At 67.3% G+C, this 15,995-nt stretch carries 15 protein-coding genes; 12 read left to right on the top strand and 3 right to left on the bottom strand.

The genetic code is table 11. The features are described 5' to 3' along the window. Positions 1-42 precede the first annotated feature (42 nt). The 4 genes from ACV095_RS09240 (at position 43) to ACV095_RS09225 (ending at position 6,037) form a co-directional block, all read left to right on the top strand. The gene (locus ACV095_RS09240) at positions 43-1,623 is read left to right on the top strand and encodes a DUF4389 domain-containing protein (RefSeq protein WP_478223320.1); all 1,581 of its coding nucleotides are present in this window, start codon (positions 43-45) and stop codon (positions 1,621-1,623) included. 74 nt (positions 1,624-1,697) lie between these two features. Then, positions 1,698-2,165, top strand: coding sequence for a universal stress protein (locus ACV095_RS09235; RefSeq protein ID WP_056390546.1), 468 nt, complete (start codon positions 1,698-1,700; stop codon positions 2,163-2,165). 44 nt (positions 2,166-2,209) lie between these two features. Beyond that, complete coding sequence (locus ACV095_RS09230) at positions 2,210-3,208, top strand: polysaccharide deacetylase family protein (protein WP_478223319.1); 999 nt, start codon at positions 2,210-2,212, stop codon at positions 3,206-3,208. Positions 3,209-3,220: 12 nt separating this feature from the next. Continuing rightward, entirely contained in the window at positions 3,221-6,037 is a 2,817-nt protein-coding gene (locus ACV095_RS09225; protein WP_478223318.1) for an HAD-IC family P-type ATPase, read from the top strand. Here the strand turns inward: ACV095_RS09225 and ACV095_RS09220 are convergent. After that, entirely contained in the window at positions 6,034-6,594 is a 561-nt protein-coding gene (locus ACV095_RS09220) for a hypothetical protein (RefSeq protein ID WP_478223317.1), read from the bottom strand. The genes ACV095_RS09225 and ACV095_RS09220 overlap by 4 nt on opposite strands. Positions 6,595-6,937: 343 nt before the next feature. On the opposite strand from ACV095_RS09220, the gene ACV095_RS09215 reads away from it, so the two are divergent. Genes ACV095_RS09215 through ACV095_RS09205 form a run of 3 tightly spaced genes read left to right on the top strand, consistent with a single transcriptional unit; the run spans position 6,938 to position 8,078 of the window. Further along, positions 6,938-7,195: an SHOCT domain-containing protein gene (locus ACV095_RS09215; protein WP_082581719.1), complete on the top strand. Its 258-nt coding sequence runs from the start codon at positions 6,938-6,940 to the stop codon at positions 7,193-7,195. 38 nt (positions 7,196-7,233) lie between these two features. Then, entirely contained in the window at positions 7,234-7,551 is a 318-nt protein-coding gene (locus ACV095_RS09210) for a DUF3040 domain-containing protein (RefSeq protein ID WP_018769383.1), read from the top strand. After that, complete coding sequence (locus tag ACV095_RS09205; RefSeq protein ID WP_478223316.1) at positions 7,548-8,078, top strand: hemerythrin domain-containing protein; 531 nt, start codon at positions 7,548-7,550, stop codon at positions 8,076-8,078. The genes ACV095_RS09210 and ACV095_RS09205 overlap by 4 nt, the downstream gene beginning before the upstream one ends. A gap of 57 nt (positions 8,079-8,135) precedes the next feature. Here the strand turns inward: ACV095_RS09205 and ACV095_RS09200 are convergent, their stop codons facing one another. Beyond that, on the bottom strand, positions 8,136-8,624 hold the full coding sequence (locus ACV095_RS09200; RefSeq protein ID WP_018769385.1) for a universal stress protein: 489 nt from the start codon (positions 8,622-8,624) through the stop codon (positions 8,136-8,138). Between the two features lie 274 nt (positions 8,625-8,898). Between ACV095_RS09200 and ACV095_RS09195 the strand changes: the two genes are divergently transcribed. Beyond that, complete coding sequence (locus tag ACV095_RS09195; protein ID WP_051081367.1) at positions 8,899-9,570, top strand: response regulator; 672 nt, start codon at positions 8,899-8,901, stop codon at positions 9,568-9,570. A 9-nt stretch (positions 9,571-9,579) separates the two neighbouring features. Here the strand turns inward: ACV095_RS09195 and ACV095_RS09190 are convergent, their stop codons facing one another. Continuing rightward, positions 9,580-11,262 carry a GAF domain-containing sensor histidine kinase gene (locus ACV095_RS09190; RefSeq protein ID WP_478223315.1) on the bottom strand — a complete coding sequence of 561 codons (1,683 nt, stop codon included), beginning with the start codon at positions 11,260-11,262 and terminating at the stop codon, positions 9,580-9,582. Between the two features lie 240 nt (positions 11,263-11,502). Between ACV095_RS09190 and ACV095_RS09185 the strand changes: the two genes are divergently transcribed. The 4 genes from ACV095_RS09185 to ACV095_RS09170 all read left to right on the top strand — a co-directional run bounded on the left by ACV095_RS09185 (position 11,503) and on the right by ACV095_RS09170 (position 15,952). Continuing rightward, positions 11,503-11,961: a pyridoxamine 5'-phosphate oxidase family protein gene (locus ACV095_RS09185; protein WP_018769388.1), complete on the top strand. Its 459-nt coding sequence runs from the start codon at positions 11,503-11,505 to the stop codon at positions 11,959-11,961. Positions 11,962-12,105: 144 nt separating this feature from the next. Beyond that, positions 12,106-12,972 (top strand): universal stress protein, encoded by an 867-nt coding sequence (locus ACV095_RS09180; RefSeq protein ID WP_478223314.1) that lies wholly within the window; start codon positions 12,106-12,108, stop codon positions 12,970-12,972. Between the two features lie 24 nt (positions 12,973-12,996). Further along, positions 12,997-15,516, top strand: a complete 2,520-nt coding sequence (locus ACV095_RS09175) for a cation-translocating P-type ATPase (protein WP_478223313.1) — start codon at positions 12,997-12,999, stop codon at positions 15,514-15,516. 13 nt (positions 15,517-15,529) lie between these two features. Continuing rightward, entirely contained in the window at positions 15,530-15,952 is a 423-nt protein-coding gene (locus ACV095_RS09170; RefSeq protein WP_018769391.1) for an Hsp20/alpha crystallin family protein, read from the top strand. Positions 15,953-15,995: the final 43 nt, after the last annotated feature.

Here is a 15,995-nt window from a genome sequence, read left to right as displayed (position 1 = left end):
TTCCCGCTCCACATCCTCCCCTACAGCGGAAGGTTCCACGCCATGAAAAAACCCGCCGCCAGCATCATGCTGGTCCTCGGCATCCTGATCTCTCTTCCGGGACTGGCCGCGCTGGCGGGAGGAGCCGTGGCATCGGCGGTGGGATCGATCCAGGGGGACGGATACCTGACCTCCGGCACATCCCGTTTTTCCGTCAGTTCCTTTGCCCTCACCTCTCCGCGGGCCGAGGCCATCGGCGAGGATGTGCCGGGCAGGCTTCCTTTCGACATCGGTACCCTGCGGCTGCGGATTGCATCAATGATCCCCGACAAAGCGGTGTTCATTGGCATCGGCCCGCAGGCCGACGTCGAACAGTACCTGTCAGGTGTGCACCACTCGGAGCTGCTGAACATCCGGCAGCGGCCTTTCCGCGCCGAATACCGTGACGTTCCGGGCGGCAACCCCGCATCGCCGCCGGCCGGCCAGCGCTTTTGGACGGCCTCCGTTTCAGGCTCCGGCGAGCAGGAGCTGACGTGGAACATCACCCCGGGCACCTGGGAAGTGGTGGTGATGAATGCCGATGCCTCCTCCGGTGTTGATGTCCAGGCACAGGCCGGCTTCCGCTCAGACCTCATCAGGCCGGCAGCCACAGGCCTGCTGGTGGGCGGCCTCATCGCCCTCGTGATCGGTATTCCCCTCATCGTCTTCGGCGCCATGGGACTGGGCCGGCATGCCGGGCGGCCACCTGTTGGACCATCACCGGGCGGCCCGGCGGTGGCAGGACCGGGGATGGCGGGACCGGGGATGGCGGAACCGGGGATGCAGGCGCCTGGGATGGCCGGACCGGGGATGCAGGCAGTGCCGGCCGCACCCGGAGTGGCACCCCCGCCGCAGCCGTTCACCGTGGCAGCCGAAGACCGCCGCGCCTACCCCGCAAGGCTTTTCGGTGACATCGATCCGGGACTGTCACGATGGATGTGGCTGGTCAAGTGGTTCCTGGCCATACCGCATTTCATCCTTCTCTTCTTCCTCTGGTTTGCGTTCGTCATCACCACCATCGTGGCGGGCTTCGCCATCCTGTTCACCGGCCGGTACCCCAGGGCACTGTTCGACTTCAATGTGGGTGTCATGCGCTGGAACTGGCGGGTGGCCTTCTACGCCTACGCCGCCGTAGGCACCGACCTCTACCCGCCGTTTACGCTCAAGCGCACCAATTATCCTGCGGACTTTGACGTTGACTACCCGGAACGGCTGTCCCGCGGGCTGGTGCTGGTGAAATGGTGGCTCCTCTCGATCCCGCACCTGCTCCTGGTGGCCGCGTTTACCAATACAACGTGGCGGTGGCGGGCGGACAACACCTTCGTTGGCGCCACCTATGAGCAAAGTGCGGGACCGTCCCTGCTGGGACTGCTGGTTCTGGTCGCGGCAGTGATCCTGCTGTTCACCGGCCGCTACCAGCGCCCGCTGTTTGACTTCATCCTCGGCATCGACCGCTGGATCTACCGGGTCCTTGCCTACACAGCGCTGATGCGGGACGAATATCCACCATTCCGGCTGGACCAGGGAGCCACCGAACCTGAATGGCCCGGACCGGTGATTCCGCCGGCCGGGGCACCACCGGCGGGAGCCCCCGCGGCGCCGTGACCTTCGGCCCTAGCCCCGCAGCAGGCATCCGGGCATGATGGGCCTGACAGCGAGGGTCCGACGAGGGAGCAGACATGAGCATAGCCGGGGCACCAATTGCCAGGATCGTGGTGGGCGTCGACGGATCGGAACCGTCCCTGGAGGCACTTCGCCAGGCCCAACGGCTCGCCACTCCCCTCGGCGCCAAGGTCCAGGCGATCGCCTGCTGGGAGTACCCGCAGGTGTACTCGGGCTACGTCATGATGGGCATTGAGGGCTTCGAGGAAGGCGCCAAGAAGGTCCTGGACGACGCGATGGTGCAGGCTTTCGGCGCCGAGATGCCGGCCAACGTCACCTCGACCCTTGTCCGCGGCCATCCGCGTGAGGCGCTGATCGACGCCAGCCGGGACGCCGACATGATCGTGGTGGGGCGCCGCGGGCACGGCGGGTTCGGCGGCCTGCTCCTGGGCTCCGTCAGCTCCGCCATCGTGGCCCATGCCCACTGCCCGGTACTGGTGGTCCACACGCCCGAGAGCGGAGCCCACAGCTCCAAGGAGTCCTGAACGGTACGTCCGGGCGGGAAAGGTACTGACCTCCGGGACGGGTGATGGCATTGCCGCTCAGTGAGGCACGACGGCGGACACCCGCCATAGCGCTCGCCGCCGCCTTGGTGGTCCTCGCCATTTCACTGGCCCTGTTGCTCCCGGTGCCCTCGGCCGGTCCGCCGTCGGCATCACCGACGGCTCCCTCCCCGCTGCCCAGCGGCTCCAGCCAGCCCGGCACAGCCAGCCCAACCGTCTCCACCCCCGCGCCGGGGCCGCAGGAGACGGAGACACCCGAAGCGGGCCAGGCTCCCGTCGAGCCCCCGGTCGTCGTGCCGCCGGTTCCCGAACCGCAGCCCACGGAGCCACCGGCCGGCCCGACGCCACCCCGGGAGCCGGGTACTCCCCCGCAACCGGCGCCGTTCCCGGAATCCCTCCGCGGCCAGGACCTGACCGTCATCCCGGGGGCAGGCCGGGTGGTTGCCCTCACCTTCGATGCCGGAGCCAACGCGGCAGGACTGCCCAAAATCCTGCCCACCCTCGCCGCCAAGGGGGTCGCCGGGACGTTTTTCCTGACCGGCAACTGGGCGGCGAACAACCCGCAGGCCGTAGCGCAGATCGTGGCCGCCGGGCACCGGGTGGCCAACCACTCCATGACCCACCCGGGCTTCACCGGACTGGGCAACGACCAGATCTTCCAACAGGTGCGTGGTGCCGAGCAGGCCATCCTGGCAGCCGGCGCCGATCCAAGGCCGCTGTTCCGCTTCCCCTACGGCGAGCGGGACGCACGCACCATCGCTGCAGTCAACTCCCTGGGCTACGTGGCCGTCAGGTGGACCGTGGACACCCTGGGCTGGAAAGGCGCCAGTGGAGGTTCCAGCGTGCAGTCGGTGGCCGACCGCGTCCAGGCCGGCCTGCAGCCCGGTGAAATCGTCCTCATGCACATCGAGTCCAATCCCGACGACGGCACCACCCTCGACGCCGACGCCCTCCCCCGGATCATTGACCGCACCGCTGCCGCAGGATACGGCTTCACCACGCTCGATGCCCTGCCGGGGCAGTGAGGCCGCGGCACCATGGCGAAGACCCGGCCCTCCCGACGCGGGCACGTGCAGCCCCCGCGGCCGGAACCATCCTCCACCGGCCGCCAACCGGACGCTGTCCCTGATCCGGCACACCACGGGCTGCCGGTCCACGAGGTCGTCCTGCTGCTGGAAACGGATGCGGCCAGGGGCCTTGGCCAGGCGGAGGTAGCGCGCCGGCGCGCCCAGTTTGGCGCGAACGAGCTTCCCCGGTCCAGGGGCGGGGGAATCGCCCGCAAGCTGGGGCGCCAGTTCAACAACCCGCTGGTCTACGTCCTGTTGGCCGCCGCCGCCGTCACCGTGGTCCTTGGCGCGTTCCTGGACGCCGGCGTCATCCTCGCCGTAGTGCTGGTCAACACGCTGATCGGATTCGTCCAGGAAGTCCGGGCAGAAGCGGCCCTGGACGCCCTTCACTCGCTTGTCCGCACCCACGCCACCGTCATGCGCGGCGGCGAACGGAGGCAGGTTCCATCCGAGGACCTGGTCCCCGGCGACCTTGTGCTGCTGGAGGCCGGCGACAAGGTACCGGCTGACCTCCGCCTGGTGCGCCTGTCCGCCTTACGGGCGGACGAATCCGCGCTGACGGGAGAATCCGACCCCGTGCCCAAGGACGAGGTGGTCCTGCCCCCGGTCACGCCGGTGGCAGACCGGAGGAACATGCTGTACAGCGGCACCCTGGTGACCGCCGGCACGGGTGCGGGGGTCGTCGTCGCCATCGGCGGCGAAACCGAACTTGGCGAGATCCACCGCCTCATGGGGACGGTCCGGCCGGTGGCCACGCCGTTGACGGTCAAACTGGCACGCTTCAGCTCGACGCTCACCATAGCCATCCTGGCCCTCGCCGCCGTGGCCTTCCTTGCCGGGCTGGCACATGGCGAGCAGCCGGGGCAAATGTTTACTGCCGCCGTCGCCCTGGCCGTGGGAGCCATCCCCGAAGGCCTTCCTGCCGCCGTCACCGTGACGCTTGCCATTGGCGTCCGCCGCATGGCGCGCCGCCGGGCCGTGGTCCGCCGGCTGCCGGTGGTGGAAACGCTGGGCAGCACCACGGTGATCTGCTCGGACAAGACGGGCACCTTCACCGAGAACCAGATGACAGTCCGGGCACTCTGGACCCCTTCCGGGACGTATGACGTTACGGGTTCCGGCTACGGACCGGAGGGACGCATCGCCCCGTCGGCAGCACAGCACACCGGCGGCCGGCAGCACGTGGCGGATTCAGCGGAGCACCCGGCGGACGGGGACGCTGCGCTGCAGTGGTCCCTCCTGGGCGGTGCAGCCTGCAACGACGCCACCGTCCGCAGGGAGGGGCAGGGGTGGCACGTACGGGGGGACCCTACGGAGGCCGCAATGCTGGTGGCAGCAGGGAAGGGCGGGATGGACGTATCCGGCTTCCTGGCGGCCAACCCGCGGAAGCAGGAACTGCCGTTCACGTCGGAGCGGCAGTTCATGGCCACCCTGCACCTTTCCACGCTTCCGCACGGAGCCGGCGTGGTGTTCGTCAAAGGGGCCGCCGAACGGGTCCTTGACCTCTGCGGCACGGAAATGGACAGGTACGGTGCCAACAGGCCCCTCCACAGGCAGGCCGCGCTCAATGCCGCACATGCGCTCGCGGACAGCGGGCTCCGCGTGCTGGCCACGGTCATGATGCGCCTTCCCCCGGACAGCCGGCCTCTCTCCGCCATCCAATTGCGGGGCCGGATGACCCTGACCGGGCTCCAGGCCATGCACGACCCTCCCCGGGAAGCGGCCGCGGCGGCAGTGGCGGCCTGCCGGCGTGCCGGCGTGGCGGTCAAGATGATCACCGGAGACCACGTGCGGACTGCAGTGACCGTTGCCGCGGCGGTGGGCCTGGCCGCCGACCATGACAGCGGAACAGCCCTGACAGGCGCGGAGCTGGACGTCATTGCACCTGACCAGTTCGCCGATGCCGTGGAACGGGCCACGGTTTTCGCCCGGGTCTCGCCGGAACAGAAACTCCGCCTGATCGGGGCCCTGCAGTCCCGCGGACACGTGGCCGCCATGACCGGGGATGGCGTCAACGACGCACCGGCCCTCCGGCAGGCGAATGTCGGGATTTCGATGGGACGCACCGGAACGGAGGTGGCCAAGGAGGCATCGGACATCGTCCTCACCGATGACGACTTTGCCACCATTGAGGCCGCCGTTGAAGAAGGCCGGAATGTCTTCGACAACCTGACCAAATTCATCGTCTGGACCCTGCCCACCAACATGGCCGAGGGGCTGGTGATCCTCGTGGCCATCCTGCTGGGCGCAACGCTGCCCATCCTGCCCACCCAGATCCTCTGGATCAATATGACCACCGCTGTTGCCCTTGGACTCATGCTTGCCTTTGAGCCAAAGGAACCAGGACTGATGTCCAGGCCGCCACGGCCGCCGGACCGCCCCCTCCTGACGTGGGCGCTCACCGTGCGGATCCTGCTCGTTTCGGCCCTCCTCGTCGCCGGGGCATGGTGGCTCTTCGAACATGAATTGGCCGATGGTGCCTCTCTTGCACAGGCCCGGACGTCCGCCGTGAACCTTTTCGTGGGCGTGGAGGTGTCCTACCTCTTCAGCTGCCGGTCGCTGACCCGGCCGGCGTGGCGGATAAGCCCGTTCAGCAACCGCTGGCTCCTGGTCGGCGTCGCGGTGCAGGCGGCCGGCCAACTGGCACTCACGTATGCGCCGCTGATGAACGGGCTCTTCCACACCGCCCCCATCAGCGGCGAAGCGTGGCTGCGGATCCTTGGCCTGGCCCTGCTCGCATCCGTGGCAGTCGCCGTGGACAAGCGTTTGCGGCGCCGCGGCTTCTAGTGCGCATCCCCCGCGGCTGCAGCATCCGGCATAAGGCGCAGCAACACCAGGCCTGTGACCACGGCCATGAGGACCGCCGCCCCCACGCCAATCACCGCGATCAGCCAGGCAGGCTGGTCCGGCTGCCACAAAGGCGGGGCAACCAGCATGAACGCTGCAAGACCCGCCGCCCAGGCCGCGGCGTTGCCGGCGATCCACGGCCACGCCCGCCGGACATGGTGCCGCAGCTCAAACCACTGGGCAGTGCCAATGGATCCGAGCAGCAGGATTGCCGCCGCGCCACCCGCAGTCAGCCGGAGCGGAAGCGGCCAGTCCTGCCATTCCCCGAAGGTGGACGGCAGCATGCCCACGGACCAGGCGAATGCCGCGGCCACCGCGGTCAGCAGGACCCAGCGGGCCGCGGAGATCCCCGGCAACCGGTTCCGCAGGACGCGGACCTGGAACCATCCCAGGACAGCTCCTTCGGCGAGGCCGGCCAGTACCAGGAGTGCAAATTCCGCACGCGGCCAGGCAGTGGCCGCAAGAAACCACGCAAGGACCGGGGCGAGGAAGCCCAAGCTCCGCCCAGGGTCGCCCAGCCCACCCAACGGGTGAGGAACGCACGGCGGGCTGTCCCGCCGTCGTACGTGCTGTCCGCAACGGCCACGGTGCCATCCTCCCTTTCCGCTTTACTCTCCTGCAACGGAACCGGATGCTCATCCAGATTCACCATGCCCGCGCCGCCACCGCCAGTGCCATAAGCCCCCGGTGCGGAAGTTCCGCACCGGGGGCCGAGGACCGGAGCCTGGTACCCGGCCCCGGAACAGGACTAATGGCTCTGCCCCGGACACCGGCAGAGACCAATACTGGAAGGGAAGGCGGACGGCTGGCGTCCGCCTCCACTTCAGCGGAGGTCGTGACGTGTACGGCTGGAACGACGGCATGGGCCTGTGGGGCTATGTCCTGATGAGCATCAGCATGGTGGTGGTCTGGGGAGCAATCATCACCGGCATTGTCCTGCTGGCCCGTTCCCTGCGGGCTCCCTCCCCGGGTGCACCCCGGCCCCCGTCGCCACTAACGGCAGAAGACGTACTGGCCGAGCGTTTCGCGCGCGGCGAGATCGACGTCGCGGAATACCGGAACAGGCTGGCCGTCCTGCGCGGCCAGCCGGGTACCTGAGTTCCGGTTCCCGCAGGCAATGGATAGTGGGTGCAGCTGTGCCGCTCTCTGAATTTGAAAAACGCGAACTCGAACTGATCGGCCATGGCCTGGAGGAGGAAGACCCCGGATTCGCGGCCCTGCTCGGAAGGGATGCCTTCGTACTGTCGCTTCGCACCCGCGTCAGGCGCGGACTCCTGCTTTTCGCGGCGGGCGTGGGCGTCCTGCTCCTTGGCCTGGTGGTCCGGGCGCCCTACCTGGGCATCGCAGGCTTCGCCGTCATGAACGGCGGAGCGTACTGGGCCATCAAAGACCTCCGCTGGTCCTTGCGGGCCAACCACCGGCACGTCGCCCAACTGGAAGGCAACAACGAATGAACACCAACAGCGGTAACGGCACGGGAGCCGGCTCCGAGGCGCGTGCGCTGCAGGCGGTGGAAGCCCACCATGCCGACATGCTGCGGCAACTGAACGCGCTGGTGGGACTGCTGACGGAGGCCGTGGAGGCACGGGACCCTGCCGCCGGACAGGAAACGCAGGCTGCGTTGCTGGACTGGTGCGACACGGTGCTGGTGCCGCACGCCCTGGCAGAAGAAGGGCCGCTGTACAGCGGGCCCCACGGCCTGCCGGAAGCGAAGCTGCTGGTGGACGGCATGCTGGCCGAGCATCAGGTCATCGTGGGCCTGGTTGAAGAGCTCAGGACCGCCGAAGGCGTTGCTGCCGCCGTGGCCGCCGGGGCCATCCAACGGATTTTCGCCCTGCACCTGGACAAGGAGAACCGCCTCCTGATGCCCTTCATCATCCAATCCCCCGGCCTGTCACTCGCACAGGCAGTCGAAGGGCTTCACGAACTGGTGGGGGAAGGCGCGGCACACCATCATGGGGATGGCCAGCACAGCCACTAGGGCGGGATGACACGTACGACGGCGGGATGCCGGGTCGGTCAGTCAGGGCGCCTGCAATCAGGCCGCCGGGTCAGGGCTCCCCGTCAGGGCGCTTGCCTGGCCGGTGTCCCCCGCGCCGTCCGCCTCCGGGGCGTGCACCACCAGCACGGGACAGTGGGCATGGCTCACGCACGTCGAACTGACGGAGCCAAGGACAAAGCTCCCATGTCCCCGCCTGCCCACGATCAGCAAGGAGGCGTTGCGGCTCGCGTCGATGAGTACCGGCCCTGGCTTACCCCGTACCAGGCGGGCATGCACGAAGGCCGGCAGCTCCCCGAAAGCTTCTTCCAGTGCCTGCTGGAGGACCTGGTGGGCCGCGTACTTGAACCCTTCGATCCCTACGGCGAGGTAAACCCCGTAGCCGGCCGGGACGTCCCAGCAGGCCCAGGCCTCAACCGTCGCTGACAGGGGCTCCGCCATGGCCCGGGCCACCCGGAGCGCGGCGATGGAGGCGTCTGATCCATCCACCCCAACGATGATCCTGGGGTGCGTTTCAGGGGCAGTCATGCCGGCTCCATTCACTGTTGTTGCCGCATTCCCTCCTGCGGGCATCCTGCAAGCGTCGTCCCCAGAATGGAACAAGTGCGCTTTCAGGGGTAGGGCCGAAGGTCATGACAGGAACAGGGCCCAGACTTCGGGTGCCGCCCTGCGGATCGCCGGCGGACTTAGGTCCCTTCCGGCAGGACGCCTCCTGGGGAACAATGGGCTCAGGCCCTCCCCGGGGGCCGCCCCCGCACGAATGCGGGATTTGGTCCTGGAGATTTGGGAGCGATCAGTGCAGATGCATGAAGCTGGGTCTGAGGCGGCAGGATCTCCCGGGCAGGTCCGGGTGTTCATCCTTGATGACCACGAACTTGTCCGGCAGGGGTTGAAGGACCTGTTGGAGGGCGAAGGGTTCCTTGTGGTGGGCGAAAGCGGCTCGGCTGCCGAGGCCACGCGCCGCATACCCGCACTGCACCCCGACATCGCCATCCTCGACGGAAGGCTTCCCGACGGCACGGGAATCGAGGTCTGCCGGGACGTGCGTTCCCTGGACCCCCGCCTGCGCTGCCTGATACTCACCAGCTACGACGACGAGCAGGCCCTTCGAGGCGCTGTCCTGGCCGGTGCCTCCGGATACATCCTGAAACAGATCAGGAGCGATGACCTCCTGGCCGGAATCCGGAAGGCGGCTGCGGGCGAGTCCCTCTTCGATCCGGGAGTTGAGCAGCAGATCATTACCGGACTGTCCACTGCACACACCGATCCCCGCCTGGAGGGCCTCAGCGCACAGGAGAAGAAGGTCCTGGCCCTGATCGGGCAGGGCCTGACCAACAGGCAAATCGGCGACGAACTGTTCCTGGCCGAGAAAACCGTCAAGAACTATGTTTCATCGATCCTGGCAAAACTGGGCTTCGAGCGCCGGACGCAGGCCGCTGTCTACGTCACCAAGAGCTCCACGGACACTGCCTGAGCCGGCAGGTCAGGTGAGCCGGGCGGTCCATGTCACGGATGTGCCCTTGCCTGGCCCGCTCTCAATGATGCAACTGCCCTGCAACAACTCAGCCCGGTGGCGCATGTTCGCCAGGCCGCTCACCCGGGCAGGGTCGGCGAAGCCCCGGCCATTGTCGCGGATGAGAAGCTGGACCTGGTCCTTGCCCACCGCAACCGTGACCTCCACGTCGTCCGCGCCGGAATGCCGCAGCGCGTTACTGAGTCCTTCCGACAGCACGGACAGCAGATGGACGGCCACATCCTCCCGGATCGAGTCCACGGGGCCGTCCAGGGCCACCTTGGGGGTCAGGGCGTAGCTGCGCGAGTTTTCCCGGACCACCCGCAGGATCCGGCCCGTCAGCGGTTCGCGTTCCTCATCCGCCGTCCGGAGCGAGTAGATGGTGTCCCGCAGCTTGCGGATTGTTTCATCGAGTTCCGTGGTGACGGCGGCGATGCGCTCGTGCGCCACCGGGTCCACGGTGTAGCGGCGCAGGCTTTGGATGCTCAGGCCTGCGGCAAACAGGCGCTGGATGACGAGGTCGTGCAGGTCCCGCGCGATCCGTTCCCGGTCAGTGAACAGCAGGTTTTGTTCGCGCAGTGCGTTCACGCGCGCCAGGTCGAGCGCCAGCCCGATCCGGCTCCCGAAAATGGCACCCGACTCTGCGTCCGCCTGGTTGAAGGCGGCAGTTGCGTGTGCGCGGGCCAGCAGGAGAACGCCGTTGTCGCTGCTGCCATGCCCCAGGGAACACACGAGTACGGATCCGAGTTTCCCGGCCATTCCGGCCTCAAAGACCTGCCGCGGGTCCTTGGCCACAAAGGAGCCGCCGCCCTCGATCACGTCCCACACGGAGTGGGAGACCCTCCATTCCTGGCCTGCCTGGAGACCCTGCACACCAAGGCAGGACCGGCATCGAAGCACGCCTCCACCCGCCGGCACGGCCACCACTGCAAGTGCCGCATCCGATACCTTTAAAGCGGCGTCGGCAACGACGTCCAGGTTATCCGCGTCCCCGGGGCTGGACGCCATGATCAATCTGCTGCTGAGCTCCATGCCTGCTTCCAGCCACTTCTGCCGGCGCCCGCTGTCTTCAAAGAGGCGCGCGTTCTGGATCGCGACGCCGGCCGCCGCCGCCAGGGCAACGGCAAGGTCCTCATCGTCGGAGGTGAAATCCTCGCCACCTTGCTTTTCCGTCAGGTAGAGGTTGCCGAACACCTCGTCACGGACGCGGACGGGCACGCCAAGGAATGTCTTCATGGGCGGGTGGTTCGGCGGGAAGCCGGACGCAATGGGATGCCGGCCAAGGTCATGGAGCCGCAAGGGCTTTGGTTCGCGGATGAGCAGGCCAAGTACGCCGTGCCCCGTCGGCAGGTCGCCAATGGAGCGGATTCCGTCTTCATCAATACCCACCGTGATGAAGTGGCTCAGGGTGCGGTCTTCGCCAATGACGCCCATAGCGCCGTACCGTGCGCCGACCAGGGCGCAGGCCGAACGGACCAGGCGGTCAAGCACGGCCTCAAGGCTCAGATCCTCGGCGAGGGCCACCACCGCCGCCAGCAGGGCGTTGATGCGTTCCTGGGTATCCAGCTGTTCGTCGCCCCGGGCGGAAAAGTCCCGCAGCAGGTCTTCAACGGTGCCCCTAGTCGGCGGACGCCAGGGCTTCTCAGTGCTCACGTTCCACCTCCTGCGGCAAGAACCTGCCACGCTGCGGGTCCTTGGCGCGGTCCGGGGGTCCGGAACGGAAATGCCTGCCCCGGGCCGCAAGTCCGCCTTCACTTGGGCATGAAGACGCTACCGGCACAATTCTAGGAGGCCCAGGCGAAAATTACCTCCGACCGTCCCGGATGGGTGCCTTTGCTGGCGCGGGACCTTCTTCCCTATCCCCGGGAGGTTTGCCGGTCCTAGGCTACGGCCATGAATACCGCAGCCACAGAACCTGACATCAAGGAACTCGGCGTCCACGATTGCTGGCGATACCTTCGTTCAACTTCCCTCTGCAGGATCGCCTTCTCCGAGGGGGACGCAGTGGAAAACTATCCGGTGAATTTTGTCCCCACCAACGGCACACTGCTCATTCGTACCGGCCAGGGAACAAAGCTCGCCTCCCTTGCCGACCGGAAAGTGGTAGCCGTCGAGGCGGACGGAATGAACCAGTACGGCACCATCGCCTGGAGCGTCATCATCAAGGGGCACGCCAAAGTTGTAACCGATGCGGAGGAAGTCCAGGACGCCATGGAGGCGGGCTTGTCCCCCTGGCAACCCGGCCAAAAAAATGTCCTGATCCGGATCACGCCGCAGGATATCAGCGGCCGGAGGTTCGTCATCGCGGCGCCGACCCATTGGTGGCCGGCCCGGGAGCCCAGCGCCGACTGACCCAGCGCCCACTAGCCCAGCGCCGACTGGCCAACGCTGATCAGGCCAACGCGGATCAGGCACGCCGGTCAGGGCAACGTCATCCGGCTCCGCTCCACGCCCGCACCACACCCCTTCTCCAGCACCCCCTAAGGATGGTCCCCCATGGCAACTGCCAAGCCAATCGCCGTCGGCATCACTAATACTTCGGCCTCCAACGCCGCCCTGTTGTGGGCAGCTGCCCGGGCCAACAGGCTAAAGTGCCCCCTCGCCGTCGTAAATGTGGTGGACGACCGCTGGATGGCCGCCGAAGTGCTTCCCTACCTTGAAGTCCTGCGTGAATCGGGGCTGGCGCTGTTGAAGGAGGCCGGTGAAAAAGCCACCGCAGCCGAACCCGGACTGCAGGTAACCCTCCAACTGCTCGAAGGAGGCATCGGGGCAGCCCTGGGCGACTATTCCAGGAATGTCTCCATGCTCGTCCTGGGCACCAGCGGCCACACGCGCGGCGCCCTGACGGACCGGGCCCTCCAGGCCACCGCCACCGCGGAGTGCCCGGTGGCCGTCATCGGTGATGCCCAGGAGGCAGGCCGCGGCATCGTGGTGGGCGTGGATGGCTCGCGTGAAGCAACACAGGCAGTGGCTTTTGCGGCCGCGGAGGCTGACGCACTGGGCGAGGAGCTGACCGTCCTATATGCCTTCACCGGCCCCAACCGCTGGATTGCGGCAGGGCTGCCGCAGAGCAGTTTCGCCACCCACGTCGTCGAGGAGGAACAGATCGTGCTCGCCGAAACTGAGGCGGGCCTCCGGCAGGACTATCCGGACCTCGTGGTCAACACCAGGATGGAGACCGTTCTTGAGCCGGCGGACGCCCTGATCCGTGCTGCATCCGGCGCCCGGCTGCTGGTCCTGGGCAGCCGCGGAAAGGGTGGCTTCGAAAGGTTCGTCCTGGGATCCACGGCACACGCAGTGCTGTCGCAGCCGCCGTGCCCCACCGTGATCACCCGGGTGCACAAGCAGCAGCACGCCGACTGACCGGGTCAGCTGCCTGGCCACATCATGACAATCGCCGGGGACAACGGGAGACCGGTCCCGGGACTGGACGTGAGCCATCCCCGGGACGGACTCTCCACCGCAGAAGTGCGGGAGCGCACTGCCGCCGGCCGTGTCAACAGCGTGCCAACGGCAACCAGCAGGAGCGCCTGGGAGATTGTCCAGGCGAACGTGTTCACCCTGTTCAACGGCGTGGTGGGAGGCTGCTTCATCCTCCTGCTGGTCCTTGGCCAGTGGCGTGATGCGCTGTTCGGCTTGTCCGCCATCAGCAATTCGCTGATCGGGATCATCCAGGAGTACCGGGCAAAGCGTTCCCTTGACCAGCTTGCCATTCTGCAGGCCGCCCGGAACACGGTGGTCAGGAACGGGGCCAGGGAAGTCGTCTCCTCGGACGAACTGGTCCCTGACGACCTGGTGGTGCTCAATGCCGGGGACCAGGTAACGGCAGACCTGGAGCTTCTTGGCGGGGCACCGCTTGAGGTGGACGAATCCCTGCTGACGGGCGAGTCGGAACCCGTTCCCAAAGCCGGCGGTGCCGTGCTGCTGTCCGGCTCGCTGATCCTCACCGGCAGCGGCCGGGCCAGAGTGCTCCGCGTGGGACCCGACACCTTCGCTTACCGGCTGGCAGCCGAGGCACGGCGGTTCTCCCTTGTCAGGTCAGAGATCCGCAGGGGCCTGGAGAAAGTCTTTACCGTCATCACCTGGCTGTTGCTGCCCACCGCACTGCTGCTCACGAATGCGCAAATGCAGGACCAGGGCGGATGGGCTGGAGCCATGGGATCGGGGCGGTGGATACCGGCCGTTGTAGGAGCTGTTGCCGGGATCATGGCCATGATCCCCTTGGGCCTGCTCCTGATGACAAGCGTGGCCTTTGCCGTGGGCGGCCTCCGGCTCGCCCGCCAGAAGGTCCTGGTCCAGGAACTCGCCGCCGTGGAGGTATTGGCACGGGTGGATGTCCTCTGCCTGGATAAAACCGGCACCCTGTCCTCCGGCTCCGTGGTGTTTGACGCCGTCCATGAGGCCGGAACGGTTCCTGCGTCCGGGTGGCGGCCGGCGGTGGAATGGTTTGGTGCCAATGCTGAGGCCAGCAGCACCGCTGCAGCCATCGGCGCGGCCTTTCCCGTGCGGGTTCCGCTGCAGGAGCAGGATTCCGTCCCGTTCTCCTCCGCCCGGAAGTGGAGTTCGGTGACGTTCGCACCGGGCTCCGCCGCCTCCGGGACGTGGATCCTGGGAGCGCCGGATACGGTCCTCGGGTCCGCTGACTCTGCTGATGCGCACGCCAGGGCGGCGGCCCTCGCTTCCACCGGCCTGCGGACCCTGGTGCTGGCGCACCTCCCGGCGCCGCTGCCGCCGGGCCCCGCAGAGGCAGGCCTGCCGACCGGGCTGGTGCCGGTCATGCTGCTGACCTTCCGGGAGAGCATCCGCCGGGACGCCGCCTCCACCCTCGACTACTTCCGCCGGCAGGGGGTGACCGTCAAGATCATTTCCGGTGACGATCCCCGGACCGTGGCAGCGCTTGCGCGCGGGGTGGGTTTTGGAACCGGGGTTGCCTATGACGCACGCACGCTTCCCCGGGATCCGCTGCTGCTGGAGGAAACGGTGGAGTCGCAAAGCCTCTTTGGAAGTGTGACCCCATCCCAGAAACGGGACCTGATCCAGGCCCTGAAGCGGCGGGGGCACACGGTGGCAATGACCGGGGACGGGGTGAACGACGTCCTGGCACTTAAGGATGCGGATCTGGGGATCGCCATGGACTCGGCCTCCCCCGCGACCAAGGCCGTGGCCCGCATGGTCCTCCTGGACGGGCGCTTTGAACGGCTGCCGGCGGTGGTGGACGAGGGGCGCCGGGCCATCAGCAACATTGAGCGCGTCTCCCTGGTCTTCCTGAGCAAGACTGTCTACGCCACGGTCATCTCCGTGGTGACCGGCGTCCTGTTGCTGGCCTTCCCGTTCCTGCCCCGGCAACTGTCCGCACTGGACGGACTGACCATCGGCCTGCCGGCGTTCTTCCTTGCCCTGCAGCCCGGCGGCCAGCGTTATGCCCCCGGGTTCCTGAGGCGTGCCCTGGCCTTCGCGGTCCCGGCAGGCATCTGCACGGCCCTGTGTGTCCTGGCGGTCAGCGCGTACGGGCAGTTGTGGGGCGGCCACAGCCTTGAGTCCGCCCAGTCCGCGGCAACGGTGACACTCGGCCTGGTGGCCGCGTGGATCCTGATGATGGCATCACGCCCCCTCAACCGGATCAAGGTGTTGATCCTTGCCGGGATGTACGCGGGGCTGGTCCTGTTGTTCAGCGTTCCCTTAACGCAGGACTTCTTCCGGGTTGAGTGGCCGCCCGCCGGACTGCTGGCCGTCTCGGTTGCAGTTGCCCTGGCAGGGTGCCTGGCCATCGAACTGGTTGGCCGCCTGACCCGCCGGCCACCGGCGGGTCACGGCCGAACGGGGCTGGGACCTTTGCCTCTGGAACCGGATTCATCGAAAGGGGATGGTGGAAGTGCCGGGCAACGCGATGGTCCGGCTTCCACATGAGCAGGAGGCAAGAATGACTGACCTGATGAAATGGTTTGATAACCGCCGCTCCCCCATCGATGTCATCGAACGGCTTTTCGAGGGTGACCTGGGGTCCTCCGCCATCAGGGTCGAAGAGATGGTGGACGGCAACACGCTGGTGGTGCGGGCAGAGCTGCCCGGCATCGATCCGGAGAAGGACGTGGACGTGACGGTTACGGACGGTGTCCTGACCATCAAGGGAGAACGGCAGGAAAAGAAGGAACACAAGGAGAAGGACAGCTACCGGTCCGAGTTCCGCTACGGTTCCTTCGTCCGGCGGATCCCCCTCCCCACCGGGGTGAAACAAGACGACGTAACGGCTGCATACAAGGACGGGGTCCTTGAAGTGCGGGCTCCCATGCCGGAGCAGGTGCAGGCAACCGGGGCGTCCAAGATCCCCATTACCAGGGGCTGAGCAGAGTCACGGTACGACGACGGTGCCTGGCTTCCGGGGAGAC

This window comes from Arthrobacter sp. JDC6 (genome assembly GCF_056484025.1).
Note: the sequence above shows the minus strand (reverse complement) of the source record. Positions and strands in the feature narration are given on the sequence as shown.

Bases quoted from the DNA above. Each gene is read 5' to 3' on its own strand.
- ACV095_RS09180 (WP_478223314.1), top strand. From the start codon at position 12,106: ATGGCAACTGCCAAGCCAATCGCCGTCGGCATCACTAATACTTCGGCC.
- ACV095_RS09230 (WP_478223319.1), top strand. From the start codon at position 2,210: ATGGCATTGCCGCTCAGTGAGGCACGACGGCGGACACCCGCCATAGCG.
- ACV095_RS09200 (WP_018769385.1), bottom strand. From the start codon at position 8,624: ATGACTGCCCCTGAAACGCACCCCAGGATCATCGTTGGGGTGGATGGA.
- ACV095_RS09240 (WP_478223320.1), top strand. From the start codon at position 43: ATGAAAAAACCCGCCGCCAGCATCATGCTGGTCCTCGGCATCCTGATC.
- ACV095_RS09225 (WP_478223318.1), top strand. From the start codon at position 3,221: ATGGCGAAGACCCGGCCCTCCCGACGCGGGCACGTGCAGCCCCCGCGG.
- ACV095_RS09185 (WP_018769388.1), top strand. From the start codon at position 11,503: ATGAATACCGCAGCCACAGAACCTGACATCAAGGAACTCGGCGTCCAC.
- ACV095_RS09175 (WP_478223313.1), top strand. From the start codon at position 12,997: ATGACAATCGCCGGGGACAACGGGAGACCGGTCCCGGGACTGGACGTG.
- ACV095_RS09170 (WP_018769391.1), top strand. From the start codon at position 15,530: ATGACTGACCTGATGAAATGGTTTGATAACCGCCGCTCCCCCATCGAT.
- ACV095_RS09195 (WP_051081367.1), top strand. From the start codon at position 8,899: ATGCATGAAGCTGGGTCTGAGGCGGCAGGATCTCCCGGGCAGGTCCGG.
- ACV095_RS09205 (WP_478223316.1), top strand. From the start codon at position 7,548: ATGAACACCAACAGCGGTAACGGCACGGGAGCCGGCTCCGAGGCGCGT.
- ACV095_RS09235 (WP_056390546.1), top strand. From the start codon at position 1,698: ATGAGCATAGCCGGGGCACCAATTGCCAGGATCGTGGTGGGCGTCGAC.